Genomic DNA, 25,711 nt, shown 5'->3' with positions numbered 1-25,711 from the left:
TTATTCCCTAAAAAACACGCTCATCAATGAATTTTAACAATAAATGTTTCTGTTTGATGGATTGATGAGGGATGATAATAAAATGGAGAAGTATGAAGCGTAATTAAGGGAATAATCGGCCAAATTATTGATATTTTAGGCTGCCATCTTCGTTATATTCAAGTTCATAATATTTTCCCCCTAACTCTAAGTCATAAACACATCGTTGGTAGTTTTTGGCTCCCATATCGAAAGGGTTAGTCCTGTTCAATCTTGCCCATTCAGCTATCTTTAGCTGGTTAGTTACCCCTGAAGCATCGGCTACTGTTTTGACAATCCAATCAAACATTTTTTTCCTCTAAGCTGTATCTCACTCTACCTCTCTATATTAGCTATATATTCACCTATAGGCAATCAAACATTTTTTTCCTCTAAGCTGTATCTCACCCCTAACTTGGACGATCGCCCGTAACACCCCTGACCGATCGCGCTACAATTGTCTATTGGGATGAAAACGGCCGATCTAAAAGTAGGGGATAGTTGTTATGGCTACAAGTCGTCGCATTGAGCGCGTAGCTTCAATGATTAAGCGGGAAGTCAGCCTGATGTTGCTCAACGGCATTAAGGACGATCGGGTAGGTGCCGGTATGGTTAGCGTTACCGATGTAATTGTTTCGGGAGACCTTCAGCATACAAAAATCTTTGTCAGCATTTACGGTACTGATGAGGCAAAGGCCGAGACTATGGAAGGTTTGAAATCGGCAACTAGCTATGTCCGCAACCAGTTAGGCCAACGGGTGCAACTGCGCCGGACACCGGAAGTAGTATTTCTCGAAGACCGTTCCCTGGAACGCGGCGATAAAATGTTGATACTGCTGAATCAGCTTTCTGCCGATCGCAAACCGGATATTTTAGATCCCGATGAAGAATTCGCTGAGGATGAAAGTCCCGATTGAGGCGAGAAGGAAGAAGGAAGAGGGGAAGAGAAGGAGATAGGGAAAATTCCCAATTCCCTGTTTTGCCGATTCCCGATTCCCTGTTTGCCCGATGCCCGATGCCCGATGCCCGATGCCCAAATCTAAAATCTAAAATCTAAAATCTAAAATCGAATGATTGACAATCTTTCCTTACCAGAACTGGTGGCCCAGATGTTCGTGGTGCGCGCTTCTGGCTGCTTGTTCGACCACCAAATTCGCTATCGGGAATGGGAACCAACTGCTAGCAAACTCCGCTATTATCTGGAAAATTTGGGCGTCGGTGGGGTGATTTTGGTCGGGGGAAGTGCTGCAGAGTTGGCACTTCGATCGCACCAATTGCAGTCTTGGGCTAAGTTTCCGCTGTTGCTGGCGGCTGATATTGAGGAAGGTGTCGGCCAGCGGTTCGCAGGGGCAACTTGGTTCGGGCCGCCGATGGCGATTGCCGAAGTGGCGCGGCACGATGCAGGTAAAGCCGATCGATATGCTGAACAAATGGGCGCTGTCACTGCGATCGAAGCTAGGGCGATCGGTCTAAATTGGATTCTCGCACCGGTGGTTGATGTTAACAACAATCCCGACAATCCTGTGATTAACGTCCGCGCTTTTGGCGAGACACCGGAAATTGTGGGGAAATTAGCCGCTGCTTTTATTCGCGGCGCAGGTGAGCACCCGGTTTTGACTACAGCTAAGCATTTTCCCGGCCACGGAGACACGGCGGTTGATTCTCACTTGGAATTGCCGGTTTTGCCGCATTCGCCAGCGAGATTGGCTGAGGTTGAGTTGCCTCCTTTTGTTGAGGCGATCGCCGCTGGGGCCGATGCTGTGATGAGTGCTCACTTGCTGATTCCGGCTTGGGATGCCGAGTTTCCTGCTACTCTTTCTCGCAAAATTTTGATCGGGAAGCTGCGAGAAGAGTTGGGATTTGAAGGTTTGATCGTGACGGATGCTTTGGTGATGGGTGCGATCGCCAATAAGTACGGCGCTAATGAAGCTGCTGTTTTGGCGGCCCAGGCTGGTGCTGATGTTTTGCTGATGCCGCTTGACCCGGAAGGGGCGATTCTGGCTGTCTGCGAAGCTGTCACTCAAGGGCGAATTCCAATATCACAAATCAAGGAATCTGTCAAGCGAATTTGGAAAGCGAAAATAAAGGTGGGTTTGCCGATTTCTGACCCCCCCCAACCCCCAGGGCTGTTTCATTCTCACCAAAAACATGAATTTTGTAGGGGTAGTGCCCCCGTGCCTACCCCCGACCTAGAGGATTCGATCGGCAGATCAGACCAAGAGGACCGGCACGGGGGCACGGCCCCTACCGAGAATGAAAAAGCCCTGCCCCAACCCCCCCTTACTAAAGGGGGGAGCAAGAATTTAGAATCCATTGAGTCGATCGACTTAAGTTTGCTGGCAAATCCTGATGCCAGGGCAACTGCTGCCGATATTTTGCGAGATTCTTTGAAATTTGGCGGCAATCTACCTTTGCAGGTTGCAAAACCAGCAGAAAACCAGCTTTTGCGGAATTTGATTGTTGTAGATGATGTTTTGGGGTGCGAGTTTTTGGGAAACCACACTCCGGCGATTGCCCTTCCCGAACAGTTTGGTTACGAATTGCAACTGATTGACGATCGCACAGGGGCGATCGCTGATAATACAGGTGCAGAGCATTTTTCTCCGACACTGCTGCAAATTTTCATTCGCGGCAATTGCTTCCGAGGCAGTGCTGGTTTGACCGAAGCAGCTCAAGATTGGTTTAAGAAATTATTAAAAACGGGAGAACTGCAAGCTGTGTTAATTTACGGCAGTCCCTACGTTTTAGAGCAATTTTTGCCACACTTGCCTCCGAGTATTCCTTATGTATTTTGTTTTGGGCAGATGCCGGCAGCGCAATCTCTCGTTCTAGAAGTGCTATTCGGCATTGACGCAAAGGGCAATGCTTGAGTTGCCGGACTTCTGAATCTTTCCTTTGTTGCTTGCTGCGTTAGGAGTTAAATTCATCAACCCGGTTTCTCGCGACAAATTCTGCCTTTGGTGGCGAAGTATCCAGAAACCGGGAATTGGACGCGGGTTCCTAAGTTCTCAATAGAACTTTCCAGCATATCCGCCTGCTAGTGGAGAAAATGTGCTGCTTCTCCACATCCTAAGACAGAGCCCATCACTTACCGATCGTTCCTATAATTTTTTTAAATTGACGGCAGTGAATTGTATAGCTGTATACGGACAAAATTTAACTTCCATATTCGTAAGTTTGGACTATATTATTACCAGGGCCATAAATTTTTTTAGTAAAACATTGAGGGCGCATTATGATTCAGTCCACTATTCCCCAAATCCAATACTCTTTAGATGTGATCCAAGATGAAGCGCGTCACCTCGTCCACGAGGGCGTGCTGAGCCGCCAACAGCCTATCTACACGCTGTGCCAATTCATTCCCCCCCGGGAATGGGCTTGTGTAGAGTGCGAATTAGAAAAATGCGACTTCTTGCTGCGCGATCGCATCGCCGACCTGATCGGTTCTGAAAAATGGGAAAATGACTAAAGTTTGGTTCTCTTAAATTAAGTTGGCAAGTAAACTCCGGCTGTGTTAAAGACTCTTGATTCTTTAATACTAGGAATTTTCGGCGCGCAAATTTTCCAACTCGGCTCTGAGCGCTGCCATGTGTGCTGTTAATTCTTGAATCTCTAGCTTTACGTTAGGCTGTACAACCGACTCGGGAGGAGCATCAGTCGCTGCATCTGATTGCTTGGACGAGACAGATTCGCTGTCTGCATTCTCCCGATCGCCCGGTTGAGAGAAAATAGTATCTACAAAATTCCGGGCTTCTCGCTCAGTCATTTCTCCTTTTTCCAGCAGATCATCGGCTAGCTGGCCAAAATCTGACTTCAGTTTGTCAAGATTTTCTTCTCGCTTCAGGGGATCTTGCAATGTCTCAATTAAAAAGGAAGTTGCACCTAAAGTTAGGTGAAATCCTGTTTGCAGCATTTGAGGCAGGTTGTCGGGATTCATCTAAAAATGCCGCTAGAACGTTTTTCTGAGTTTTGGGTTCGCCAGTTGCTCCCAAGTGAGGGCGTAAAGCCGCTTCTTAGCGCGAAGATGCTGGCGTTGTGGGTCGCGATCGCCCCGATTCAGGAAATATCAGCTTTTGGGGGGACGTTTTGTCGTTGTGCCAATACTAATCGTATCATTACTTGGTAAATTAATAAATGTCAAGTGTAAATTTTTGTAACTACGAATCGAGACTTTCCCACTGGAAGGCTCAGTCTATTTTAGATTTTAGATTTTAGATTTTAGATTGAAGAGGACTTAGGCACGGCGACTAAAAAAACCCCGGTGGCTGATTCAATACGGTTCAGATAAGACTGATCCCCCCTAGCCAAGAGGGCGGGCACTCTTGGCACCGCCCCTACGAAGGGGGGGACAAGAAGTTGTTCAAAGTCAACCCCTACTCCCCTTCTTAAGGGGGATTTAGGGGGATCTCGCCCGGAATTAACAGTGTTAACCCAAGCGTATTGCGGTGGCTGATTACCCGTGCGTAAGTCCTGTTCAAGCCCGTTAAGGATACAGCGCTTCACCGGTGGAAGGGTCAAATATAAATAGTCGATCGAAGTCAAGCTGTACCGTCAGCCGATCGCCCGATCGCAAGCGAACACTCGCAGGTACTTGCACCTGTACAGTAGTTTCAGCGCTCCCCGAAGGCAAACTCGCCCGAATTAAAGTTTCTCGCCCCAGAGGTTCCACTACTTTTACCTCTACATCGAGGGGAACTTTTTCTAAAGCCCAAACATCGGTTTTCAAATCATCATCATCTTCTACTGTTTGTGGCGTAAAGATTTCTATATTTTCTGGACGGATACCCAAATCAAATCCTTGTCCTTCTCTCGCCTGCAATTTTTTCTGAATCGAGGGCGGACAGGCTAAAGCTTGCTCTCCTATTTGAAAGGATTCGTTAGTATAAATGGCCGGCAAAATGTTCATGGCGGGATTGCCTAAAAATGTTGCAACCATGCGGTTAGCTGGTTTCGCATAAATGCTTTGCGGGTCTCCAATTTGTTGAATTTTTCCCCCATTTAAGACTACAATCTTATCCGCTAAAGTCATCGCTTCCACTTGGTCGTGGGTGACGTAAATTGTGGTAATTCCCAGCCGTTGATGCAGTTGTTTAAGCTCGGCTCTAGTGTCATCTCGCAGTTGAGCATCGAGGTTAGAAAGCGGTTCATCTAAAAGGAATACTTTCGGTTCGCGGGCGATCGCCCTTCCCAGTGCTACCCGCTGCTGCTGTCCGCCTGATAGCTGTTTGGGCTTACGTTTGAGGAGATGGTCGATCGAGAGCGATCGGGCTACTGTTTCGACTCGTTCTTGAATTTTAGTCGGGTCAACATTCCGCATCCGCAATCCAAATGCCAAGTTTTCTGCGACAGTCATGTGCGGATAAAGCGCGTAATTTTGAAACACCATTGCTACATCCCGCTGTCTCGCCGGAATGTTGTTAACTAAATTATCTCCGATGTAAAGATTGCCGGAAGTGGCGGTTTCTAAACCTGCAATTGTCCGCATAATTGTGGATTTCCCGCAGCCGGAGGGCCCGACTAATACCCAAAATTCCCCGTCCGGGATTTTGAAGCTGATGTTTTCGATCGCGGTGACGTTTTGGTAGCGTCGGGTAATATTTTCTAAGCGAACATTTGCCATTTTTTAATTGTAATTGGTAATTGATAATTAGTGCTTTTTACCTTCAGCCTTCAGCCTTCAGAAAACTGTTCCAATTCTAAAACTGTGCGGTCTAATTCTTCAACTATAGGCGTTAACTCAGCTTTGCGGAATGCTTCTACTAAAGAACGATAATACCAGAGAGAACCCTCTTTGCCGCCTTTGAAGCGTTCCCAAACAGTATCTCCTAATTGACGGGAATCTTTCAGGATCGATCGAGCATTATAAAGTTTATCAGCAGCCGAGACTAATCTGACCGAGGCAGAAGCCGTAGAAATGCGATCGATATAAGCTTGTTTTCGCTGACGCCAAGGGGGTTTCGGCGTCGCGTCACTGTCGGTACAGCCGTCTACAATCGCTGTAACCGAAAGCATCCAGGATACCCGCCACGTGATTCATCCGTCCAGAAATAAAAAACCTGTATCTGATGAAACTTGCCCCCCGAATTTATCGGTGGGGTCAATTCTTCAATCTAAAATCTAAAATCTAAAATCTAAAATCGATTGACGGTATCGCCAAAGCGGCGGCGGATGGCTTCGCGGGTGGTGGCGCCGCCTTGATCTTCGATCGCATCGTGAAGCAAAGCTGCGATCGCCTCATCTTCATTGGCCCCATATTCTAAAGCTATACTAGCAGTGCCCAACAAATGGGCAATGTAGGGAACGCCGGAACCTTTGCGAACTTGGGTAGCGTGCAATTCGGCGGCATAGGTGAGGGCTTCTGAAAAACGGTTTGAGAGAATCATGAAAGTCACCTTTCTGAATTGCTATGATATATAAATTGTCCGGCTAAGTTGAAAAGACAAAATCTACCAAGTTCAATCATGTCATCGAATGCGATCGAGAGCGATCGCTTGTAAATTTATAATCGTTAAACCGAGGTTGCGAGCATGACAGCTACTATAATTATACCAAAAAATCCCGACCAAAACTCCGAGCCAGAATTACCGCAAAAATTAGAAAACATACCAGAAATTCCGCCAGAATCTGAGCCTAAAAAAGTCATATCTCTGGCAGATTTTTTAGTCAGACCTGCTGATAGAATGGAATGGGTTGACGGCAACTTAGTGGAGAAAACAGGAATGACATTCAAGCACAGTCTAGCTCAATCTAAATTAGCCCGTTACTGGGGAAATTACAAAGACTCCAGCGGACAGGGAGGAGAAGTTCTCACCGAAATACTTTGCCGCACTAACAAACAGGGTCGCCGTCCCGATGTTGCTTACATTACTCCTGAACTGCTGCCAGAATCAGGCAATTTTACAGCATTTTCCCAAAGTTTTCCTTTGATAGCGGAAGTTGCTTCTCCGGAAGATAGCGGCGAAGAGTTATTTGCGAAAGCTCAGGAATATTTGGAATCGGGATGTTTAGAAGTTTGGTTGTTGTTTCCTGAAGCTAGATTAATATTTGTCAATGCAGGGCAACGCTGGCGGTTGTTTAATACGGATGAAGTTGTTAACACTCAAAGTGTGCTTGCAGGTTTTAGCGTAGCTGTGAGTGAATTGTTGGCTTGAGGTATTTGTTAAACTAATTTATTAAAATCCTAAAAAGAGAAACTCACGGTGAGAAACTTTAGCTTAAGACTGGGTTTAATGAGAATGTGGGAACGATCAAATCGAGTTTAAGATCGACCTACAGGTAACTTTGAAGTATTGATACAGTTAACATCTAATTAGGGGACTGCGGCATAGACTGAAAAGGACTGACCCTAAAGGGTAAGCAGATTCATCCCACGACTAAAAGCCCAGGGCTTTCTTTGGGATTTTCTGTAAACGGTAGTCTTCCATTGGAATGAGGTTGAGAGATTGTTGGTGGAGTGCGATCGCCTTTAAATTTGAGCCAGAACGATCGCCCGATTTACTAAAAAAACACTCGGCTAACAGATCGCCCGCTGATCGCAGTCTCCCAGCCACTCCAGCAACCAACGGCACATCAACCAACGAGGGCGATTGTTGCAGTTGCGTGAGAAAGAGAAAACCACTTGCAGCTTGCTAATGCGACTGCTGGTTGGAGGTACGACATTAATTGTTAGCGTCGGTGTCTAGGCAGGAATTTAAGCGCCTTGAAAGCTTTACCAAGGTGGATTGAATATCAAGCTAGCAATTCCTCAAAGTCTATTTTATAGAGAAGCTACTACCATGTCTCTGCCAAACTCATCCCTGAATCTATTTAAACTTAAGCGCAAACTTTCCCTGCGATCGCTCTTGATTGTCCCGTTTGTTGTACAAATCTTTGCAGCAGTTGGATTAACGGGATATATTTCTCTGAGAAATGGACAGAAGGCAGTCAATGAAGTTGCCAGTCAGTTACGACAAGAGATGAGCTATCGCCTCAACCTGCAAGTTCTAAACTATGTGGAAAAACCTTATATTGCCGGACAAGTGATCGTAGCTGCCGCCCAAGAGAGTCAGCTTGATTTAACAGATTTCACCAAACTGGAACGAACTTTGTGGCGGTTAGTCAGCCAAAATACCCTCGAAGACGTGCAAATTGGTTTAGAGGATGGAATGAATATTGCCCTAGAGACAACAATCAATGACGGCATCGTTTCTCGCCTCAGTGACAAAGCGCGTCTACCTCAACGCCAATTCTACAAACTTGACGATCGAGGTCAACGAGTCGCACTGCTCAAAACTCAGGCAGAGTTTGACCCTCGGACTCGACCCTGGTATCAAGTTGTACAGAAAGCTGGAAAATCAGCCTGGACATCTGTGCCCTACGTCAGCAGTTCGTATCAATCGGCTACGCTGGCTCTATCCCAGCCGATTTACAATCGCGATGGAACGTTACTAGGGGTGCAAAAAAGCACCTTTCGGCTGGACAAGATTCATCGTTTTCTGAGCGAGTTGAAGGTGGGTCAAACGGGACAAACGTTTATCGTAGATCGATCGGGCAATCTGATTGCCAGTTCCATGATCAAACAGCCTTACATTCTGGATCTTAAAAATGAGGAGTTGCAACAAATTCCTGCCGTCAAGTCTGAAAATCTTGTAATTCGTACCACCGCGCAAGCCATCCTCGATCGATTTGGCAACTTCAACGCTATTGCACAGAATCAACAGCTTGATTTTATGCTGGCCAACCAACGGCAGTTCGTGCAGGTTTCCGCCATTCGAGACGAACGAGGTATCGATTGGTTCAGCGTTGTTGTAGTGCCTGAATCAGATTTCATGGCACAAATCAATGCCAATACCCGCACCACAATTTTGCTGTGTCTAGGGGCTTTGGTGGTGACGACTATACTGGGTCTTTTTACTTCGCGTTGGATTACCAAACCGATTTTGCAGCTACAAAAAGCCAGTCAGGCAATTAGTTCGGGACAGTTGGATCAAACACTTCAGGTGCAAGGCATTAGTGAATTAGAATCGCTGGCAGATTCCTTTAATCAGATGGCGAGTCAACTCAAAGCCTCCTTTATCGAACTGGAAAGCCGTGTTGAGGAACGCACCGCAGAACTGAAAGAAGCAAAACTGGTAGCCGATGGCGCAAACCAAGCAAAAAGCGAATTTCTTGCCAACATGAGCCACGAACTCCGCACTCCCCTCAACGGTATTTTGGGCTATGCTCAAATCCTCAACCGCAGCAGCGCATTGCCAGCGAAAGAACGTCATGGGGTAGAAATCATTCACCAGTGTGGTTCTCATTTGCTGACGCTGATTAACGATGTGTTGGACTTGTCCAAAATTGAAGCCGGTAAATTAGAACTCGCACTTCAAGCGATTCACTTTCCCTCATTCCTCCAAGGTGTCGCTGAAATCTGCCGCATTCGTGCCGACCAAAAAAACATTGGCTTCGTTTACGAGCCCGATCCACATTTGCCTGAAGGGATTTTTGCCGATGAAAAACGGCTGCGTCAGGTGTTACTCAACTTGGTGGGAAATGCGATTAAATTCACCGACAAAGGTTCTGTCACGCTCAAGGTTGCCGTAGTTGAGAATCCTCCCAATCCATCCACTCCTGCTTTCAAATTTCAAGTTGAGGATACGGGTGTAGGAATTGCGCCCAATCATTTGGAGAAAATTTTTCAGGCTTTTGAACAAGTGGGCGATCGCCAGCGCCAAGCCGAGGGCACGGGTTTAGGATTGGCGATCAGCCAAAGAATTGTCCAACTTATGAACGGACAAATCCAAGTTAAGAGCCAACTGGGAGTCGGCAGTGAATTCTTTTTTGAGGTGGAACTGGCGATCGCCACCGATTGGGTACAGCAAAACTCCTTCACAACAGGAAAACAAATTATTGGTTACGAAGGACAACGACGCAGCATACTTGTAGTAGACGATCGTTGGGAAAACCGAGCCGTTCTGGTCAACTTGTTAGAGCCACTAGGATTCCAAGTTAGTGAGGCAGAAAATGGACAAGCAGGATTGGAAAAAATACGACAGTCTCAACCTGACTTAGTGATTACAGACTTGGCAATGCCAGTCATGGACGGCTTTGAGCTGCTCAAACAAATTCGGAGTGCAAAGGATTTGCAACACCAGAAGATCGTAGTCTCTTCTGCATCAGTATCACAAGCCTATCGACAGATGAGTTTAGATGCAGGGGGAAATGATTTCCTGGCAAAGCCAGTGGAAGTCAGTGAATTATTTAACCTCTTAGCCACTCATTTGGAATTAAAATGGAAATATGAAATGACAGGCTCCAACGAGTCTGAACCATCCACTCCAACCACTGCATTAGAGAACCCAGAAGGGATGATTATTCCTTCTGCGGTAGACTTAAAAAAGTTACTAGAATTGGCACAACAAGGCAACTTAAAACGGCTACGATCGCACACAGAGCATATTGCTCAATCTAACCCTCGCTACGCTAATTTTGCCTCAAAAATTCTTCAGTTGGCCAAGCAATTTAAAGCCGAAGAGATTGAAGAGTTGCTACAACAACATCTCACAGAGAAGAAAGCCGATGTCTAGTCCTGAATTAATTCTGGTGGTGGATGATACCCCTGCAAACTTAGAAGTAGTTTGTGAAACTTTAAGTGATGCGGGGTACGAAGTAGCAACCGCAATCAATGGCGATCGCGCTCTTAAGCGAGTCCAAGCTTATCCTCCGGATCTGATCTTACTCGATGTTCAAATGCCAGGAATTGACGGCTTTGAAACCTGCAAGCGTCTGAAGGCAGATCCGAAAACCGCAAGTATTCCCATCATTTTTATGACCGCTCTCTCCGATGCCGATAGTAAGGTGAAAGGATTTGTCCTGGGTGCTGTGGACTACATCACCAAACCCTTTCAAGAACAGGAGGTGCTAGCACGGGTAAAAACTCATTTGCAGCTACGGCAGTTAACTAAAAATCTCGAACAGCGTGTAGCTGAGAAAACCGCTGATTTAGAAGCAGCACTCACACAACTGCAACAGTCTCAGCTTCAGTTAGTCCACACCGAAAAAATGTCTGCTTTGGGCAATTTAGTGGCGGGTGTCGCGCACGAAATTAATAACCCGCTTGGCTTTATTGCTGGTAATCTGAAACCCGCTCAGGATTGTATAAAAGACCTCTTTCAAGTTATCGCTCTCTACCAAAAAGAACTCCCTTATCCAAGTGCCACGCTACAGGAGTTCCTGGAGGAAATAGACTTGGAATACTTACAAGAGGATTTACCCAAGTTAATTGATTCGATGCAAGAAGGAGTCGATCGCATTCACACAATCAGCACCAGTTTAAGAACCTTCTCGCGTTCGGATTGCGATCGCCCCATTCCTTACAATATCCACGACGGGCTTGACAGCACAATCTTGATTCTCAAGCATCGCCTCAAAGCCAACGAATGTCGCCCGGAAATTGCAGTCATCACAGACTATGGCGATCTGCCATCGGTAGAATGCTTTGCGGGACAGTTGAATCAGGTATTTATGAATGTGCTGGCAAATGCGATCGATGCCCTTGAGGAATCAAATAAAGGACGCAGTTTTGCTCATATCAAAGCCAACCCCAACCAGATTACTGTCAAAACCCACTTGTCGGAATCTCAGGCAGTGATCCGAATTCAGGATAATGGGATTGGCATGACGGATGCGGTGAAGCCAAAAATCTTTGAGCATCTGTTTACCACCAAAGGCGTGGGGCAAGGAACAGGGCTGGGATTGGCGATCGCTCGTCAAATCGTAGTCGAGAAACACTCTGGAACTCTAGAAGTTAACTCAACTTTAGGTGAAGGTACAGAGTTTGTGATTTCAATTCCGCTGAAGGCGATCGCTGTAAAAGACATTCAGGCAAGGATCTGCGTTGACGCAGTATAACAAATCGTTGCAGGGGCAGCAGAAACATGATTAATCGCCTCTTCAAACCCTCCAAACTATTGATATAGTAGTACGCGGTGCAAAAAACGGTAAACCATGACAGCCACAAATCTCGTCAATGAATTTGAGTACAAACCCCTATACAAACCAAATCAATTAATTTGCGTGCGATTCGTTTAACCTAAAATAAGCTAAAAAGCTTATGGGAAGGTTAGCCCAGTTGATGAGACTGGTGATAACTGGTTACATTTGTAGGTGAGACTCTGTGAGTCAAGTCCTATCCCGCAAGTGCAGCGGTGAAAGCATATCCCCTAGTTTATTGGGTAGCAACCATTAGACTAAAGCGGGGATAAAAGGCAGAACTACTAGGAGCCGAACCCGGTAACTGTCGAGCAAGAGTCCATGCGTAGCGAAAGCAAAGATGCGTTTGAACCATCGTTAATTGAAATGGTGTAATGGCTAAATCATGGATAAAACCGTTGAAAAACGCGGTAAAGACTGATTAACACCAAGCCAAAAGGCAAGGATAGGGCATAAGTAGCTGCAAATCTGACTTATAAGCACTGCCCGTAATCCCGGTGGACAGTATCACGCTAAAGACTCAATCAATGTGTAATCGGAACGAAGTAACCCCTAATTATCTCTGGGAAAGGTCGATAACCAGTAAGTAGCTAACGAATGATAGTTGGGGGCGGGATTGTATCAGAAGCGAATGCCTTGCTGTAATGGTAAGGATATGCTGACGGATACACGGTAATTCCAAAGGAATAAAACAATTAGCAATGAATAAATCTAATACGCTGAACAATCAGACGGTGGAGTGGAAAGACCTGAATTGGCGCAAGCTAGAAAGGGTAACTTTTAAGTTGCAAAAGAGAATATTCCAAGCGAGTGAACGTGGTGATGTTAAAGCAGTTCGCAAACTTCAGAAGACCCTGATTAGGTCTTGGTCTGCAAAATGTATCGCAGTTCGTAGGGTAACACAAGACAACCAGGGCAAAAATACGGCTGGCGTGGATGGCGTTAAATCGTTGACCCCAAAGCAACGTAGTAACCTGGCAGGAAAGTTGAAGCTAACAGGTAAGGCAAAACCCACTCGTAGGGTAAACATTCCCAAGCTTGGAACGACTGAAACTAGACCATTAGGAATACCCACAATCAACGACCGCGCTTTGCAAGCGCTAGTTAAGCTAGCGTTAGAACCTGAATGGGAGGCAAAATTTGAGCCTAACAGTTATGGTTTTAGACCAGGGCGTTCCTGTCACGATGCGATTGGAGCAATATACAACTGTATCAACCAAAAAGCCAAATATGTGCTAGATGCTGATATAGCTAAATGCTTTGACCGTATAAACCATGAAGCATTGATCTCAAAAATAAATACATACCCTACCTTAAACCGACAACTGAAAGCTTGGCTCAAGGCAGGGTACTGTGACCAGGGTTCTTTATTCCCTACCAATGATGGTACACCACAAGGCGGGGTGATCTCACCTTTACTTGCAAATATTGCCTTACATGGTATGGAAGAAAGAGTGAAACAGTACGCAGAGACATGGAAAGGGGATAAAACGAGAAATCGCTTCGCCCTTAGCCTAATCCGTTACGCTGATGATTTTGTGATAATCCATGAGGATTTAAACGTAATCAAGAAATGTCAAGAGATCATAGCAGAGTGGTTGAATGATATGGGATTGGAATTAAAACCAACCAAAACAAAATTAACCCACACCCTTATTGAAATTAACGGTAATGTTGGGTTTGAGTTTCTAGGATTCCATGTACAGCAGCACAAAGTAGGAAACTACCGTAGCGCCAATAGTTCAAACGGAATCCCGTTAGGTTTTAAAACACTAATCACCCCTTCAAAAGCCAAGGTAAAGCTACATCTAACCAAGATTGCCGAAGTAATAGACACCCATAAAACTGCCCCCCAAGCAGCCCTGATTAGCAAGCTGAATCCAATCGTCGGGGGATGGTCAAACTATTACTCCACAGTCGTTAGTAAGGATACCTTCTCAAAAGTTGACCATCTAACATGGGAAAAATTAAGAGCTTGGGCAAAAACCAGGGGAAAAGGGAACATCAATATCGAGAAATATTGGCGAAAGTCAGGCGACCGTAATTGGTGTTTCAGTACCGAGAATGGATTGGAATTACTCACCCATGCAAATACGCCAATCGTCAGGCATACAAAAGTCAAGGGTGTTGCTAGTCCGTTTGATGGAGACTGGATTTACTGGAGTAAGCGACGTGGCGAAAGCCCAGATACACCTAAAAGAGTTGCATCTTTAATCAAGAAACAAAAGGGTATCTGTTCACACTGTGGTTCGTACTTTACCAGTACGGATATTGTAGAAGTTGATCATGTTAATCCGATTTCGAGTGGTGGAAAAAACACCTATGATAATCTTCAACTTTTACATAGACATTGCCACGACACAAAGACGGCGAACGATAGTTGCCTCCAAAAGAACTATGACAGTAACCCGTTTTGAATCGTATCCATAACAAGGATGGAATTATCAAGGAGCCGGATGAGGTGAAAGTCTCACGTCCGGCTCTGAAGGAGAGGTAGGAGTGGTAACGCTCCTATCGACTCTAACGGAACGGGGCAAACAGCCATTGTCAGTGGCTGGACAGTAAAAAGTGCGATCCTTTCCAAGGGCTGCGCTAACGGCAAAAAATTACAACCCAACGAGTTTGCTGTCATCGGACAACTATACTCTCCTACTCGCGGCATCAACTTCTTAATTAGAAACTTGCTGTGCAATCCCCACGTCCGCTTTTTAGTAATTCTCAACGCTACCAAAGAAGACAGCAACTCCGGTGCTGCCGCGTGCTTACTCGACTTTTTTCGCAACGGCTTTGAAGCGGGAAAAAGCGATACTGGTAGAGATTGCTGGCTAATTAAATCTTCAATATTTGGCTACATTGATATTGAAATAGCAGCAGAAGCCTTAGAACTATTGCGTCATTCAATAGAATGGAAAGAAGCCAAAAATATAGCAGAAACAGTGACCTTTGTCAAGTCTTTTGCCCAAAAAGAATCTGTGGAACCTTGGGGAGAACCCGTAACCTTTCCGCTAGTCGAAATCGTCCCGACTGTACTCCCCGGTCAGAAATACGGACACAGAATTGAAGGCAAAACTATCGCCGAAACTTGGGTAAAAATCATCCACCGAATTAAGACCACCGGCACCTTGCGGCCGACTGGTTACGACGGACAGTGGCAAGAATTAATCGACTTAATGGCAGTGATTACAGATGAACCTGCGGAGTTCTATTTTCCTGAACCGAATTACTTACCAATAGACCGTGATTTCCTCGAACAGTACAAACCGCAAATGCTCGAAGATGCCCCATATAACGAAGGCATTAAATATACCTACGCACAGCGGATGCGGTCGTGGTTTGGACGCGATCAAATAGAAGAAGTTATTGCCAAACTAATTAAGGAAATTGATGCAGCAAGTGCTGTAATTAGTTTGTGGGATGCGGGCGGAAATATTAACAGAAGACCTGACGGTTCCTCCGACCACCAGCACAGCGGCAGTCCTTGTTTAAATCATATTTGGGTGCGAGTTGTAGACGGTGAAATATCGCTAACTGCAACTCTCCGCAGTAACGATATGTTTGCGGCGTGGCCGGCCAATGCAATGGGTTTGCGGGCTTTGCAGCAGCACATTCGAGATGAAATTGCGAGGCGTTCCGATTATAATTTGACGATGGGCCCGTTGGTAACGCTGAGTCAATCGGCTCACTTGTATGACGATACCTTTGAAAATGCCGATCGACTAATTCAAACCCAATATGCTAAAATCTGCGAAGATCGAGACTTTTTCGATGCAGCAGGCAATTTTTTAGTTGAAGTAGCCGACAATCAAATAGTTGTCACGCAAACCACTCCCGGCAGCGGCGAAGTTGTCACCTGTTATTCTGGAACAAACCCTCTCAAGTTAGTGCGAGAAATTTGTGCGGCTTCCCCTGCCATCAAAGGCGAGCATATTGGTTATTTGGGAATAGAATTGCAAAAGGCTGCCGAGTGTCTGAAAACGAGCAAGCAATACATCCAGGATAGACGATGAATTTAGAAGAAGAAAGACCGACTTGGGACGAATACTTCTTAATGTTGGCAAAATTGGCCGCTACTCGATCGACTTGTCTGGCTTTTCCTGTAGGCGCGGTGATAACTAAAAACAGGCAAGTTTTAGCAACCGGTTACAACGGTTCGCCGTCAGGTTCGGCACACTGTACAACTCAAGGCTTCTGCTATCCTGGTTTGAGTAGTTGCGACGCCAGCAAAACTTTGCCCTCAAGGGCGGTTCATGCGGAAGCAAATGCGATCGCCAAAGCTGCTAAACACGGTATATCTACTGCTGGGGCTAGTATTTACGTCACCTTAGAACCCTGCATCTATTGTTTGAAATTAGTCATTGCGGCTGGAATTCGAGAAGTGTTTTACGAAACGAGTTTTAACAGCGGAGAAAAAGCTGCTTTGAGAGATACTTTTATCAGTGAAGGTATTGTTGAGTTAAAACAAATTCTGCTATCTGAAGATACAGCCAAAAAAGCCGCTTTGTTTTTGTTGCATCCTACATCTGTGGCCAAAAATTTAGTATAGGATCAATCCTCCACGTGGTTGTCGCAGCCACAGGAAATAAATGTGCTGTGTTCCTATAAATGATATTTATTTGCTGACAATTTGGAGGGATACGGCAGTGCCGTATCCTAAATCCCGCGTGATACACAGGATATTATGTCCGGTCCCTAATACGGTAGGGGCGGGTTCACCAAAAATATCTGCCAATAATTGACAATCTCAAAAACCCGCCCTTTTAATCGCTCGATCAGACATGATATGATATTTATTTTACCCTTTGCAAAGACACAGCACTGCCGTGTCCTTACAAAAAATAGAGATGGCAATTAACCAAAAAACGGCATTAGAAATTGTGAATACCGTGTAGTTGAATCAATCAAACTCATTCACAGCTTGCAAATAGTCGATCGCCGCATCTATCCTCGAAGAATACTTAAAAGCAAACTGATCGAACCAATATCCCTCATCGGAATTCTTATCCAACTTTTTCAGCCAAACCTGAGCTTGCCTAACTTTCTGTCTGTGCGTTTGTACCTCCAACTGCCCCGCGACTTTTTCTGCTGGCTGCGGTTGCTGTGAAGCGACTGCCTGAGCTTGATTTTGCGCTTCGTGCTCAGCCTTAAGCGGTTGCTGTGAAGCCACTTCCTGAGCTTGATTTTGCGCTTCGTACTCAGCCTTAATTTGAGCTAAATCCTTATCCAAAGAACCAGCATACAAATTTATATCTGATGTTTTAAATGTTTGATTTGACGGCACTGCAGCTTGTGGCACAGGCGCTTGTGCTGGCACCGGCGCCTGAGTTTTCAACTCAGCATTTTTTTGAGATGCTTGATACTCTGCCTTAAGTTCACCTAACAGGCGATCGATAGATTCCATAACTTAAACCCCTTAAAAAATGCTGCTGGGCTAATTGGCACAAATATAATCGCGTGACGCGCGCCTCCTCAATCAGTTATTGCATTCAGCAATACCTCTGTCAGGGTCATTCCTTCAATATCATCCATCGTCACAGTATCAACGATATCGAATTTAGCCCCGGCGCTTTGCAGTTCGTCATCCAATATTTTGAGAAACTTAGTAGCTTCCGGCGCATTCCCTACTTGAATGAAAGAAATCGCCAGCTCTTCATCTCGATCGAGCTTCCGCGAAGCCTCTATAATGGTTTTCATCACTTCTTTGCGATCGTCCGGTTCCCCGTCCGTCACCACTAATATTGTTTCCCCATTTTGCTTGGTCTTACCGGATGCTTTGCGCTGAAAATAACTGTTCAGGGCGTCTTGCAGAACAGCAGCTAAATTCGTAGTTCCCGAAGGTTCGTTTTCTTGGAAAATTTGCACGACTTTAGCTGCTGTTACGTTGTCATATCGCTTGAAGCGACCGGAAAACACATAAACTGTTATGCCATCAGGATCGAGTTCTTCGCATTTATTCGCCAATGCGATCGTCGATTCTTGCATGAGCGCCCACCGACTTTTACCGCCTATCTGGTCTTTTGTGTACATACTGCCGCTTTTGTCAATAATTATGGTATAATCGCGGTTCTGAAGCATAAGATTTTTCCTGTTAATTAAGTTCCAAAAATATCAAAACCAGCGAGCAGAAGCTGTTGAGCTTTAGTTGCTCGCTGCGTTTTTTAGTTGATTTGCGATCGCAAATACCGGAATTTAAGCTGCAACTAAAGCATCTTTAAGTGGCTTCCAGCTAAAAGCTCGATCGCCCCCCATCTCAACTGCTATTTTAACTCGCGGTTCTAACGTCGGCAAAACAGTCAAATACTCAATCTCCTGACTTGACAAAATCTGCCCTTCAATAATCCACAGCACCAGTCCTTTGGCTTTGGGTGGCAAATTGTCTAATTGAGTTTGCAAAATCGGCGGCACGTAGTACGTATAACCCACAGCCCCTTCATTGCCAGTAGTTTTCTTGCCCAAATGCGGCGGTCGCACCCCGTGAACCCCCGTCAAATACATCGCCAAATCACCCAAACCCCGCGCCGAAATCGTGTACCCACCGTAGCCCGCAGCCCTCAGCCTGCGGAGGTAGCGCCCCTCAAATCCTCCTTCTAAAGGAACGTACAGGGCCAGCGACCCCGACTTTTCCAAATCCCGAATCAGATCAGATCCCGTCGTAATCAGTCCCATAAATTTGTGTTTCCTGCTGTATCAAAATTGGGTCGATCGCTGCTTGCGAGCTGGAAATATTATAAATCCTAAAGTTGAGCCGAAAAATTCTCATCCCGGCCTTGACAAACGCCAAACACTTCATGTACTATTGTGAATTGTCGCCGTAAAGGATACTGAGTAGTTTGCTGCTCAAGTCCTGGCGCAAACAAGCAAGACCGAGACAAAACTCGGAGATCTAGCAGGTAAAAAGCCGCGAATCTCAACCCTTGCAAGACTTCCACAAGCTCGCTCCCAAATTTAAAACTCCAATTTTAAACACCGAGGAAGGCTGTTGGTTGATAACAGTTAATTGCAGGAACACTGAAATAAATGTTTCTGCACAAGAGCAAGCGGATTGACGTAAATTTCGCAATCCGAAACCTCTTGCGTAAATAAAAGGAAGAAAATCCGTGTCTGTAGGCATTCTTGGCACTAAACTAGGCATGACTCAAGTGTTTGACGCCGAAGGGAGAGCCATCCCCGTCACCGTCATACAAGCAGGGCCTTGTACAGTAACTCAAATCAAAACAAAACAAACTGACGGCTACGGTGCCGTTCAAGTTGGATACAACGAAGTCAAACCAAAGGCTCTCAACAAGCCAGAACTAGGACACCTTGCCAAGTCGGGGGCGAATCCACTGCGCCACTTGCAGGAATACCGATTGGAAGACACCAGTTCATTTGAATTAGGTCAACAACTAAAAGCAGATACCTTTACACCGGGACAAATAGTAGATGTCATCGGTACAAGCATCGGTAAAGGTTTTGCAGGTTTTCAAAAGCGCCACAACTTTAAACGAGGCCCCATGTCTCACGGTTCCAAGAACCACCGCGAGCCTGGATCGATCGGGCCTGGAACTACTCCTGGTCGCGTTTATCCCGGTAAAAGAATGGCAGGACGGATGGGCAACGTTCAAGTCACCGTCCGCAAACTAACAATTGTCCGGGTGGATACAGAGCAGAATTTGCTGCTAATTAAGGGAGCAGTTCCCGGCAAAGCTGGCGCCTTAGTCAATGTTGTGCCTGAGAAAAAAGTAGGACGTTAGTCAGTAGTAAGTAGTCAGTAGTCAGCAGTCAGTAGATAGTGGTTGGCCGTTAGTAGCAAGCAATAACTAAGAACTAAAAGCTGAAAACTAAGAGCTGAAAACTAAGACCTGAGAACAGACAACAGACAACAGACAACAGACAACAGACAACTAACAACAGACAACTAACAACAGACAAAGGACAAAAGATATGGTTAATTGTGTAGTCCGAAATTGGCAAGGCGAAGAAGTTGGGGAAACAACTTTAGAACTGCGCGTAGCCAAAGAAGAAAATGCGTCTCACATCGTTCACAGAGCATTGACGCGGCAACTGAATAACGCTCGTCAAGGAAATGCTTGCACCAAAACTCGATCGGAAGTCAGAGGCGGTGGCCGCAAACCCTGGCGTCAAAAAGGCACCGGCCGAGCCAGAGCAGGTTCTATCCGTTCTCCGCTGTGGCGGGGCGGCGGTGTCATCTTCGGGCCAAAACCGAGAGACTTTGAAGTCAAAATGAACAAAAAGGAACGCCGTCTCGCTTTGCGGACAGCATTCCAAAGTCGCACCGAAGACATCATTGTGGTTGAAGAATTTGCAGAGCAATTTCCGAGACCGAAAAGCAAAGAATTGCTGAGTGCGATCGCCCGCTGGGGTATCGAACCCGATACAAAAGTTCTGTTAATCTTGCCAGAGCCGCAACCAAACGTCTACTTATCAGGACGCAACATCGAATTAGTAAACGTCATCTTGGCAACCTCCCTGAATGTTTACGACGTTCTCGCGGCTGACAAAATTATCGTCACATCTACAGCCATAGCTAAAATTCAGGAGATTTACGGTGAGTAAAATCGACCCCCGCGACTACGCAGATTTGATCCAGCGTCCGATTCTCACCGAGAAAGCTACCCGAATGATGGAATTAAATCAATTCACATTCGACGTAGCCCCCAAAGCGACCAAGCCTCAAATCAAAGCTGCAATCGAAGAACTATTTAAGGTCAAAGTCATCGGCGTCAACACCCAAAACCCGCCGCGCAAAAAGCGTCGAGTTGGCAAATTCGTCGGCTTTAAACCTTGTTACAAGCGAGCAACCGTAACTCTGACCGACGGAGACTCGATCCGCAAACTCCTATTCCCAGAAGTCTAGACGATTTTGGATTTTAGATTTTAGATTTTAGATTTTAAATTGCGGTTAACTGGTGGAAATTCTCGAACCAGAAAACTCGTAAGTTAACCAAAGATCGCCAATCTTCAACCTAAAATCTAAAATCGATAAACGTCAAATCCAAAATCCAAAATCCAAAATCTAAAATAGATCGATTATGGGCATCCGTTCTTACCGACCTTATACCTCCAGCACCCGAGAACAAACCGTCTCGGACTTTGCTGAAATTACCAAATCAGAACCAGAAAAGTCTCTTACCAGCAACAAGCACACCAAACAAGGCCGCAACAACCGAGGCGTCATCACCTGTCGCCACCGGGGAGGCGGTCACAAACGGCTTTATAGAGACATCGACTTCCGCCGCGACAAACACAGCATTCCCGCTACCGTCAAGGCGATCGAATATGACCCCAATCGCAACGCCCGCATCGCCCTCCTGTTCTACAAAGACGGCGAAAAACGGTACATCCTGCACCCGCTCAACTTAAACGTCGGTACAGTAATTGTCTCAGGCCCAGACGCGCCGATCGAAATCGGTAACGCCCTCCCCCTGAAGAACATTCCCCTCGGTACCAGCATCCACAACGTCGAGCTAGTACCCGGAAAAGGCGGACAAATCGTTCGCTCCGCCGGCTCCAGCGCTCAGCTAATGGCAAAAGAAGGTAGCTACGTCACCCTCAAACTGCCATCCGGCGAACAGCGCAAAGTCCGCGCCGACTGCTACGCCACCATCGGTCAAGTCGGCAACACCGACGCCAGAAACATCAGCCTGGGTAAAGCCGGCCGCACCCGCTGGAAAGGTCGCAGACCCACCGTTCGCGGTAGCGTCATGAACCCGGTAGACCACCCGCACGGCGGTGGCGAAGGCAGAGCTCCTATTGGGCGTCCGGGGCCTGTCACTCCTTGGGGTAAACCAGCATTGGGTGCAAAAACTCGACGCAAAAACAAGCGCAGCGACGCTTTAATAGTCCGGCGTCGCCGCAAAGCTTCCAAGCGCGGCAAGGGCGGCAGACAAAGCTAGTCATCAGTCAGCAGTCTTCAGTGCTTAGTTATTAACTGCTAACTAATGACTGAGGACTGATGACCAATGACTGCTTAATTCTGACTAATGACTCCTGAATTACTAAAAAAATCATGTCTCGATCGCTAAAAAAAGGGCCTTTTGTCGCAGATGCTCTGATGACAAAAATCGAAAAACTCAACGCCGCCGGCCAAAAACAAGTAATTAAAACTTGGTCGCGCTCTTCCACAATCCTGCCCCAAATGGTAGGTCACACGATCGCCGTTCACAACGGCAGACAGCACGTACCCGTCTACCTCACCGACCAAATGGTAGGTCACAAACTTGGAGAATTTTCCCCCACTCGCACCTTTAGAGGTCACGCGAAAAGTGGTGATAAAAAGGCGAAAAGATAGCCGAATTAGGTGACAGGTAATAGGTAGTCGGAAAAAAAAAATTACCAATTACCAATTACCTTTTGCCCAATTACCAATTACCAATTACCGAAATCGAAATGGCTATAGATACCACATCCGAAATTAAGGCGATCGCCCGTTACATCAGAACATCCCCCTTCAAAGTGCGCCGAGTCCTCGACCAAATTCGTGGCAAAAGCTATCAAGAAGCGCTGATTTTACTCGAATTCATGCCCTACCGCGCCTGCGAACCAATCGTCAAAGTTTTGCGATCGGCAGTAGCAAACGCCGAACACAACGCAGGATTGGATAAATCCAAGCTAGTAGTGTCTCAAGCTTACGCAGACCAAGGCCCAGTCCTCAAACGCTTTAGACCCCGCGCTCAAGGTCGCGCCTACCAAATCCGCAAGCCAACCTGTCACATTACCGTAGTAGTAGCTCCGCTCGTAGAAAACTAAACCAGGGAAAAACGTAAGAGGTAATAAACAGCTTAAAGTTGAAAAAAATGGGTAATCACCAATTACCAATTACCAATTACCAATTACCAATTACCAATTAACTCATCAACTATTATGGGCCAAAAAATACATCCAATTGGTTTTCGCCTCGGCATTACCCAAGAGCACCGCTCTCGCTGGTTTGCCGATCCCAAAAACTATCCAGAACTCTTGCAAGAAGACTATAAAATTCGCAAGTACGTTCGTAAAACCCTCAGCAATGCTGGGATTTCCTCGGTCAAAATTGAGCGGAAAGCCGATCAAATCGACCTAGAAGTCTTCACCGCCCGACCAGGCGTTGTCGTAGGCCGCGGCGGAGCAGGCATCGAAACCTTGCGCGTCGGTTTGCAGCAGCAACTCGGTAGCAACCGCCAAATCCGCATCAACGTCGTCGAAGTTCAGCGAGTAGACGCCGATGCCACACTGATCGCGGAATACATCGCTCAGCAACTAGAACGGCGCGTATCCTTCCGCCGAGTAGTCCGCCAAGCAATCACCCGCGCCCAAAAAGTCGGCATCCAAGGCATCAAAATTCAAGTCAGCGGACGCCTCAACGGCGCAGAAATCGCCCGTACCGAATGGACGCGCGAAGGAAGAGTCCCCTTGCACACGCTGCGGGCTGACATCGACTACTCCTACTGCACTGCTCAAACCATCTACGGTATTCTGGGCATTAAAGTTTGGGTTTTCAAAGGCGAAATTATTCCCGGACAGGAACAAGAGGCTGCACCAAATGCAGCAGTGCCCCGCACCAAACAAAAGCGCCGTCGCCAGAACTTTGAAGATCGATCGAACGAAGGCTAGCTAATTGTTAACTGTTAGTTGTCACTTGTTAATTGTCAGTTGTTCCAAACCAATTAGCAATTAGCAATCACCAATTACCAATTACCAATTACCAATTACCCAACTCCCTTTCGCCATGTTAAGCCCTAAAAGAACCAAATTCCGCAAACAACAGCGCGGGCGAATGAGCGGTGTTGCCACCCGCGGCAACACAGTTAGCTTTGGCGACTTCGCGCTCCAAGCAGTCGAACCCGCCTGGATTACTTCCCGCCAAATAGAAGCCGGACGGCGCGCCATGACCCGTTATATCCGCCGGGGCGGCAAAATCTGGATTCGCATTTTTCCCGACAAACCAGTCACCCAGCGCGCAGCAGAAACCCGGATGGGTTCTGGTAAAGGCTCACCAGAGTTTTGGGTTGCCGTGGTCAAACCGGGCCGGGTAATGTTTGAAATTGGCGGCGTAAGTGAAGAAACTGCCCGCGAAGCAATGCGTTTGGCATCTTTCAAATTACCAATTAAAACCAAGTTCATCACTCGCGAAGAAGACCAGTCATAGCGAAGAGCGAAGGTAGAATTAGGTCTGTATTAATCAGCATTTTAAACGGCTACAGCATTTTAAAATCTGGCTTTCATAACTTTTCTTTCCTTCGACCTTCAGCCAAGCGAGACAATTCTGTCTTCTGTCATACCGCTCGCTAACGAGAAAGCACACAATTATGTCTTTGACCAAGATTAAAGAAGCTAGAGAATTAAGCGATGCTGCAGTAGCAGAGCAAATTTTAGCCGTCAAGCGCCAACTAATGGAATTGCGGCTCCAGCAAGCTACCGGCCGCATGGAAAAGCCTCACCTGTTCAAGCACGCCAAACACCGCCTAGCTCAATTGATGACAGTTGAACGCGAGCGCCAAATCGTTGCTGAGAAAGAAGCAGCAGCAAAATCAGCCGCAGCTAAACAGGTAGCACAGCCTGCTGCAACCGCAGCAGTCAGCCAAGAGTCAGAAGCAGCCGAGCCGACGATCGCACAGTAGCTAAAAACAAGTCAATTGCACAACAAAAATAGGTAGCTATGGCAATTAAAGAACGAGTTGGCGTAGTAGTCAGCGACAAGATGGATAAAACCGTCGTGGTAGCAATCGAAAACCGCTCCTCCCACACCAAATACGGCAAAATCGTAGTCCGCACCAAGCGCTACAAAGCTCATGACGAAGAAAATCAGTGCAAATCGGGCGATCGCGTTCGCATCACTGAAACTAGACCACTGAGCAAAACCAAACGTTGGACGGTTGCTGAGATTTTCGGGACAAAAAACGGCTAACAGTTAATTGCGATCTCGCGATCGCCCGATCGGTACTTGATTAATCAATTAGCCGTCAACAGTCAACAGTTAACAGTCAACAATCACCATGATTCAACCCCAGACATACCTCAATGTCGCCGACAATAGCGGAGCCCGCAAACTGATGTGCATCCGCGTATTGGGAGGCGGCAACCGTCGCTACGGCGGAGTCGGCGATGTTATCATTGCCGTCGTCAAAGACGCCATCCCCAATATGGCCGTCAAAAAATCAGATGTCGTTCGGGCCGTCGTTGTCAGAACCCGCAAAGGTTTGCGCCGCGACAGTGGCATGAGCATTCGTTTTGACGATAACGCCGCCGTTATTATCAACGTAGACGGCAACCCCAAAGGCACGCGCGTCTTCGGCCCCGTCGCCCGCGAACTGCGCGACAAAAACTTTACTAAAATCGTTTCCTTAGCCCCGGAGGTACTTTAAAATGTACGGAAAAAAGGGTAAACCAACTAGCGAGCCGCAGCGCTACAGAATGCACGTCAAAGCAGGCGACACCGTGCAAATAATTACTGGCAAAGAGAAAGGAAAAGTCGGAGAAATCTTAAAGACATATCCTAAAGTCAGCAAAGTAATTGTTAAAGGTGTAAACATCAGAACCAAGCACGTCAAGCCCCAGCAAGAGGGAGAGTCCGGGAAAATACTCACGTTTGAGGCTCCCATTCACAGCTCCAATGTCATGCACTATTCCGAAAAAGAAAAAATAGCTAGCCGCGTTTGCTATACATTTAGCGAAGATGGCCGGAAACTGCGACAGCTCAAAAAAACTGGAGAAATCATCGATAATTAGTCATTAGTCATTAGTCATTAGTCATTAGTCATTA

The 25,711-nt window shown here is 46.5% G+C and carries 29 protein-coding genes and 1 pseudogene; 21 read left to right on the top strand and 9 right to left on the bottom strand.

Going from position 1 to position 25,711, the window contains the following annotated elements; genetic code table 11:
- Window positions 1–124 precede the first annotated feature (124 nt).
- Complete coding sequence (locus tag QUB35_RS16190) at window positions 125–328, bottom strand: hypothetical protein (protein WP_333142841.1); 204 nt, start codon at window positions 326–328, stop codon at window positions 125–127.
- Between the two features lie 196 nt (window positions 329–524).
- Between QUB35_RS16190 and rbfA the strand changes: the two genes are divergently transcribed.
- From rbfA to QUB35_RS16175, 3 genes are all read left to right on the top strand, one after another.
- Window positions 525–935, top strand: a complete 411-nt coding sequence (gene rbfA / locus QUB35_RS16185) for a 30S ribosome-binding factor RbfA (RefSeq protein ID WP_333142840.1) — start codon at window positions 525–527, stop codon at window positions 933–935.
- A 153-nt stretch (window positions 936–1,088) separates the two neighbouring features.
- Window positions 1,089–2,888 (top strand): glycoside hydrolase family 3 N-terminal domain-containing protein, encoded by a 1,800-nt coding sequence (locus QUB35_RS16180; RefSeq protein ID WP_333142839.1) that lies wholly within the window; start codon window positions 1,089–1,091, stop codon window positions 2,886–2,888.
- Between the two features lie 365 nt (window positions 2,889–3,253).
- Window positions 3,254–3,487 (top strand): DUF4327 family protein, encoded by a 234-nt coding sequence (locus tag QUB35_RS16175; protein WP_333142838.1) that lies wholly within the window; start codon window positions 3,254–3,256, stop codon window positions 3,485–3,487.
- 69 nt (window positions 3,488–3,556) lie between these two features.
- Here the strand turns inward: QUB35_RS16175 and QUB35_RS16170 are convergent, their stop codons facing one another.
- The 4 genes and pseudogenes from QUB35_RS16170 to QUB35_RS16155 form a co-directional block, all read right to left on the bottom strand.
- Window positions 3,557–3,955 (bottom strand): hypothetical protein, encoded by a 399-nt coding sequence (locus QUB35_RS16170; RefSeq protein WP_333142837.1) that lies wholly within the window; start codon window positions 3,953–3,955, stop codon window positions 3,557–3,559.
- 546 nt (window positions 3,956–4,501) lie between these two features.
- Window positions 4,502–5,638: an ABC transporter ATP-binding protein gene (locus QUB35_RS16165; RefSeq protein ID WP_333142836.1), complete on the bottom strand. Its 1,137-nt coding sequence runs from the start codon at window positions 5,636–5,638 to the stop codon at window positions 4,502–4,504.
- Between the two features lie 50 nt (window positions 5,639–5,688).
- The gene (locus QUB35_RS16160) at window positions 5,689–6,030 is read right to left on the bottom strand and encodes a hypothetical protein (protein ID WP_445252008.1); all 342 of its coding nucleotides are present in this window, start codon (window positions 6,028–6,030) and stop codon (window positions 5,689–5,691) included.
- Between the two features lie 134 nt (window positions 6,031–6,164).
- A pseudogene (locus QUB35_RS16155) lies at window positions 6,165–6,401 on the bottom strand (HD domain-containing protein); the annotation flags it as partial.
- A 144-nt stretch (window positions 6,402–6,545) separates the two neighbouring features.
- Between QUB35_RS16155 and QUB35_RS16150 the strand changes: the two are divergent.
- Window positions 6,546–7,169: a Uma2 family endonuclease gene (locus tag QUB35_RS16150; RefSeq protein ID WP_333142835.1), complete on the top strand. Its 624-nt coding sequence runs from the start codon at window positions 6,546–6,548 to the stop codon at window positions 7,167–7,169.
- 222 nt (window positions 7,170–7,391) lie between these two features.
- Here the strand turns inward: QUB35_RS16150 and QUB35_RS16145 are convergent, their stop codons facing one another.
- On the bottom strand, window positions 7,392–7,595 hold the full coding sequence (locus QUB35_RS16145) for a hypothetical protein (RefSeq protein ID WP_333142834.1): 204 nt from the start codon (window positions 7,593–7,595) through the stop codon (window positions 7,392–7,394).
- Between the two features lie 198 nt (window positions 7,596–7,793).
- Between QUB35_RS16145 and QUB35_RS16140 the strand changes: the two genes are divergently transcribed.
- The 5 genes from QUB35_RS16140 to QUB35_RS16120 all read left to right on the top strand — a co-directional run bounded on the left by QUB35_RS16140 (window position 7,794) and on the right by QUB35_RS16120 (window position 16,516).
- Entirely contained in the window at window positions 7,794–10,568 is a 2,775-nt protein-coding gene (locus QUB35_RS16140) for an ATP-binding protein (RefSeq protein ID WP_333142833.1), read from the top strand.
- Complete coding sequence (locus QUB35_RS16135; protein WP_333142832.1) at window positions 10,561–11,892, top strand: response regulator; 1,332 nt, start codon at window positions 10,561–10,563, stop codon at window positions 11,890–11,892. The genes QUB35_RS16140 and QUB35_RS16135 overlap by 8 nt, the downstream gene beginning before the upstream one ends.
- A 782-nt stretch (window positions 11,893–12,674) precedes the next feature.
- Window positions 12,675–14,390 carry a group II intron reverse transcriptase/maturase gene (ltrA, locus tag QUB35_RS16130; RefSeq protein WP_445252009.1) on the top strand — a complete coding sequence of 572 codons (1,716 nt, stop codon included), beginning with the start codon at window positions 12,675–12,677 and terminating at the stop codon, window positions 14,388–14,390.
- Window positions 14,391–14,654: 264 nt separating this feature from the next.
- Window positions 14,655–15,980, top strand: a complete 1,326-nt coding sequence (locus tag QUB35_RS16125) for a thymidylate synthase (RefSeq protein ID WP_333142831.1) — start codon at window positions 14,655–14,657, stop codon at window positions 15,978–15,980.
- Window positions 15,977–16,516 carry a dCMP deaminase family protein gene (locus QUB35_RS16120; protein WP_333101809.1) on the top strand — a complete coding sequence of 180 codons (540 nt, stop codon included), beginning with the start codon at window positions 15,977–15,979 and terminating at the stop codon, window positions 16,514–16,516. Before QUB35_RS16125 ends, QUB35_RS16120 begins: the two co-directional genes overlap by 4 nt.
- Before the next feature lie 351 nt (window positions 16,517–16,867).
- Here QUB35_RS16120 and QUB35_RS16115 read toward each other — a convergent pair whose 3' ends face one another.
- The 3 genes from QUB35_RS16115 to QUB35_RS16105 form a co-directional block, all read right to left on the bottom strand.
- The gene (locus tag QUB35_RS16115; protein WP_333101808.1) at window positions 16,868–17,371 is read right to left on the bottom strand and encodes a salt stress protein, Slr1339 family; all 504 of its coding nucleotides are present in this window, start codon (window positions 17,369–17,371) and stop codon (window positions 16,868–16,870) included.
- A 68-nt stretch (window positions 17,372–17,439) separates the two neighbouring features.
- The gene (locus QUB35_RS16110; RefSeq protein WP_333142830.1) at window positions 17,440–18,045 is read right to left on the bottom strand and encodes a VWA domain-containing protein; all 606 of its coding nucleotides are present in this window, start codon (window positions 18,043–18,045) and stop codon (window positions 17,440–17,442) included.
- Window positions 18,046–18,159: 114 nt separating this feature from the next.
- The gene (locus tag QUB35_RS16105; protein WP_333142829.1) at window positions 18,160–18,636 is read right to left on the bottom strand and encodes an NAD(P)H-quinone oxidoreductase subunit N; all 477 of its coding nucleotides are present in this window, start codon (window positions 18,634–18,636) and stop codon (window positions 18,160–18,162) included.
- Between the two features lie 431 nt (window positions 18,637–19,067).
- Between QUB35_RS16105 and rplC the strand changes: the two genes are divergently transcribed.
- The 12 genes from rplC to rplX all read left to right on the top strand — a co-directional run bounded on the left by rplC (window position 19,068) and on the right by rplX (window position 25,677).
- On the top strand, window positions 19,068–19,703 hold the full coding sequence (rplC, locus tag QUB35_RS16100; protein WP_333039608.1) for a 50S ribosomal protein L3: 636 nt from the start codon (window positions 19,068–19,070) through the stop codon (window positions 19,701–19,703).
- Between the two features lie 190 nt (window positions 19,704–19,893).
- Window positions 19,894–20,526, top strand: coding sequence for a 50S ribosomal protein L4 (gene rplD, locus QUB35_RS16095; RefSeq protein ID WP_190657994.1), 633 nt, complete (start codon window positions 19,894–19,896; stop codon window positions 20,524–20,526).
- Complete coding sequence (locus QUB35_RS16090) at window positions 20,519–20,827, top strand: 50S ribosomal protein L23 (protein ID WP_006634999.1); 309 nt, start codon at window positions 20,519–20,521, stop codon at window positions 20,825–20,827. Before rplD ends, QUB35_RS16090 begins: the two co-directional genes overlap by 8 nt.
- A 175-nt stretch (window positions 20,828–21,002) precedes the next feature.
- The gene (rplB, locus tag QUB35_RS16085; RefSeq protein ID WP_015178705.1) at window positions 21,003–21,866 is read left to right on the top strand and encodes a 50S ribosomal protein L2; all 864 of its coding nucleotides are present in this window, start codon (window positions 21,003–21,005) and stop codon (window positions 21,864–21,866) included.
- Between the two features lie 113 nt (window positions 21,867–21,979).
- Window positions 21,980–22,261, top strand: a complete 282-nt coding sequence (gene rpsS, locus QUB35_RS16080) for a 30S ribosomal protein S19 (protein WP_006634997.1) — start codon at window positions 21,980–21,982, stop codon at window positions 22,259–22,261.
- 98 nt (window positions 22,262–22,359) lie between these two features.
- Complete coding sequence (rplV, locus tag QUB35_RS16075) at window positions 22,360–22,719, top strand: 50S ribosomal protein L22 (RefSeq protein WP_190657986.1); 360 nt, start codon at window positions 22,360–22,362, stop codon at window positions 22,717–22,719.
- Window positions 22,720–22,833: 114 nt separating this feature from the next.
- Complete coding sequence (gene rpsC, locus QUB35_RS16070) at window positions 22,834–23,562, top strand: 30S ribosomal protein S3 (protein WP_006634995.1); 729 nt, start codon at window positions 22,834–22,836, stop codon at window positions 23,560–23,562.
- Between the two features lie 115 nt (window positions 23,563–23,677).
- Window positions 23,678–24,097, top strand: a complete 420-nt coding sequence (gene rplP / locus QUB35_RS16065) for a 50S ribosomal protein L16 (RefSeq protein ID WP_333057788.1) — start codon at window positions 23,678–23,680, stop codon at window positions 24,095–24,097.
- Window positions 24,098–24,257: 160 nt separating this feature from the next.
- Entirely contained in the window at window positions 24,258–24,569 is a 312-nt protein-coding gene (rpmC, locus tag QUB35_RS16060; RefSeq protein ID WP_333101806.1) for a 50S ribosomal protein L29, read from the top strand.
- Between the two features lie 38 nt (window positions 24,570–24,607).
- Complete coding sequence (rpsQ, locus tag QUB35_RS16055; RefSeq protein ID WP_006634992.1) at window positions 24,608–24,856, top strand: 30S ribosomal protein S17; 249 nt, start codon at window positions 24,608–24,610, stop codon at window positions 24,854–24,856.
- 88 nt (window positions 24,857–24,944) lie between these two features.
- Window positions 24,945–25,313 carry a 50S ribosomal protein L14 gene (gene rplN, locus QUB35_RS16050; RefSeq protein ID WP_333101805.1) on the top strand — a complete coding sequence of 123 codons (369 nt, stop codon included), beginning with the start codon at window positions 24,945–24,947 and terminating at the stop codon, window positions 25,311–25,313.
- A 1-nt stretch (window position 25,314) separates the two neighbouring features.
- Window positions 25,315–25,677: a 50S ribosomal protein L24 gene (gene rplX, locus QUB35_RS16045; protein WP_333057790.1), complete on the top strand. Its 363-nt coding sequence runs from the start codon at window positions 25,315–25,317 to the stop codon at window positions 25,675–25,677.
- Window positions 25,678–25,711: the final 34 nt, after the last annotated feature.

The organism is Microcoleus sp. B13-B6 (assembly GCF_036705405.1).
Lineage (GTDB): Bacteria > Cyanobacteriota > Cyanobacteriia > Cyanobacteriales > Microcoleaceae > Microcoleus.
This window is presented reverse-complemented; position numbering and strand designations above follow the sequence as displayed.

Excerpts from the sequence above, each read along its gene's own strand:
- QUB35_RS16190 (WP_333142841.1), bottom strand. The coding sequence starts at position 328 with ATGTTTGATTGGATTGTCAAAACAGTAGCCGATGCTTCAGGGGTAACT.
- rbfA (WP_333142840.1), top strand. The coding sequence starts at position 525 with ATGGCTACAAGTCGTCGCATTGAGCGCGTAGCTTCAATGATTAAGCGG.
- QUB35_RS16180 (WP_333142839.1), top strand. The coding sequence starts at position 1,089 with ATGATTGACAATCTTTCCTTACCAGAACTGGTGGCCCAGATGTTCGTG.
- QUB35_RS16175 (WP_333142838.1), top strand. The coding sequence starts at position 3,254 with ATGATTCAGTCCACTATTCCCCAAATCCAATACTCTTTAGATGTGATC.
- QUB35_RS16170 (WP_333142837.1), bottom strand. The coding sequence starts at position 3,955 with ATGAATCCCGACAACCTGCCTCAAATGCTGCAAACAGGATTTCACCTA.
- QUB35_RS16165 (WP_333142836.1), bottom strand. The coding sequence starts at position 5,638 with ATGGCAAATGTTCGCTTAGAAAATATTACCCGACGCTACCAAAACGTC.
- QUB35_RS16160 (WP_445252008.1), bottom strand. The coding sequence starts at position 6,030 with ATGCTTTCGGTTACAGCGATTGTAGACGGCTGTACCGACAGTGACGCG.
- QUB35_RS16150 (WP_333142835.1), top strand. The coding sequence starts at position 6,546 with ATGACAGCTACTATAATTATACCAAAAAATCCCGACCAAAACTCCGAG.
- QUB35_RS16140 (WP_333142833.1), top strand. The coding sequence starts at position 7,794 with ATGTCTCTGCCAAACTCATCCCTGAATCTATTTAAACTTAAGCGCAAA.
- QUB35_RS16135 (WP_333142832.1), top strand. The coding sequence starts at position 10,561 with ATGTCTAGTCCTGAATTAATTCTGGTGGTGGATGATACCCCTGCAAAC.
- ltrA (WP_445252009.1), top strand. The coding sequence starts at position 12,675 with ATGAATAAATCTAATACGCTGAACAATCAGACGGTGGAGTGGAAAGAC.
- QUB35_RS16120 (WP_333101809.1), top strand. The coding sequence starts at position 15,977 with ATGAATTTAGAAGAAGAAAGACCGACTTGGGACGAATACTTCTTAATG.
- QUB35_RS16115 (WP_333101808.1), bottom strand. The coding sequence starts at position 17,371 with ATGGAATCTATCGATCGCCTGTTAGGTGAACTTAAGGCAGAGTATCAA.
- QUB35_RS16110 (WP_333142830.1), bottom strand. The coding sequence starts at position 18,045 with ATGCTTCAGAACCGCGATTATACCATAATTATTGACAAAAGCGGCAGT.
- QUB35_RS16105 (WP_333142829.1), bottom strand. The coding sequence starts at position 18,636 with ATGGGACTGATTACGACGGGATCTGATCTGATTCGGGATTTGGAAAAG.
- rplD (WP_190657994.1), top strand. The coding sequence starts at position 19,894 with ATGGTTAATTGTGTAGTCCGAAATTGGCAAGGCGAAGAAGTTGGGGAA.
- rplB (WP_015178705.1), top strand. The coding sequence starts at position 21,003 with ATGGGCATCCGTTCTTACCGACCTTATACCTCCAGCACCCGAGAACAA.
- rpsS (WP_006634997.1), top strand. The coding sequence starts at position 21,980 with ATGTCTCGATCGCTAAAAAAAGGGCCTTTTGTCGCAGATGCTCTGATG.
- rplV (WP_190657986.1), top strand. The coding sequence starts at position 22,360 with ATGGCTATAGATACCACATCCGAAATTAAGGCGATCGCCCGTTACATC.
- rpsC (WP_006634995.1), top strand. The coding sequence starts at position 22,834 with ATGGGCCAAAAAATACATCCAATTGGTTTTCGCCTCGGCATTACCCAA.
- rplP (WP_333057788.1), top strand. The coding sequence starts at position 23,678 with ATGTTAAGCCCTAAAAGAACCAAATTCCGCAAACAACAGCGCGGGCGA.
- rpmC (WP_333101806.1), top strand. The coding sequence starts at position 24,258 with ATGTCTTTGACCAAGATTAAAGAAGCTAGAGAATTAAGCGATGCTGCA.
- rpsQ (WP_006634992.1), top strand. The coding sequence starts at position 24,608 with ATGGCAATTAAAGAACGAGTTGGCGTAGTAGTCAGCGACAAGATGGAT.
- rplN (WP_333101805.1), top strand. The coding sequence starts at position 24,945 with ATGATTCAACCCCAGACATACCTCAATGTCGCCGACAATAGCGGAGCC.
- rplX (WP_333057790.1), top strand. The coding sequence starts at position 25,315 with ATGTACGGAAAAAAGGGTAAACCAACTAGCGAGCCGCAGCGCTACAGA.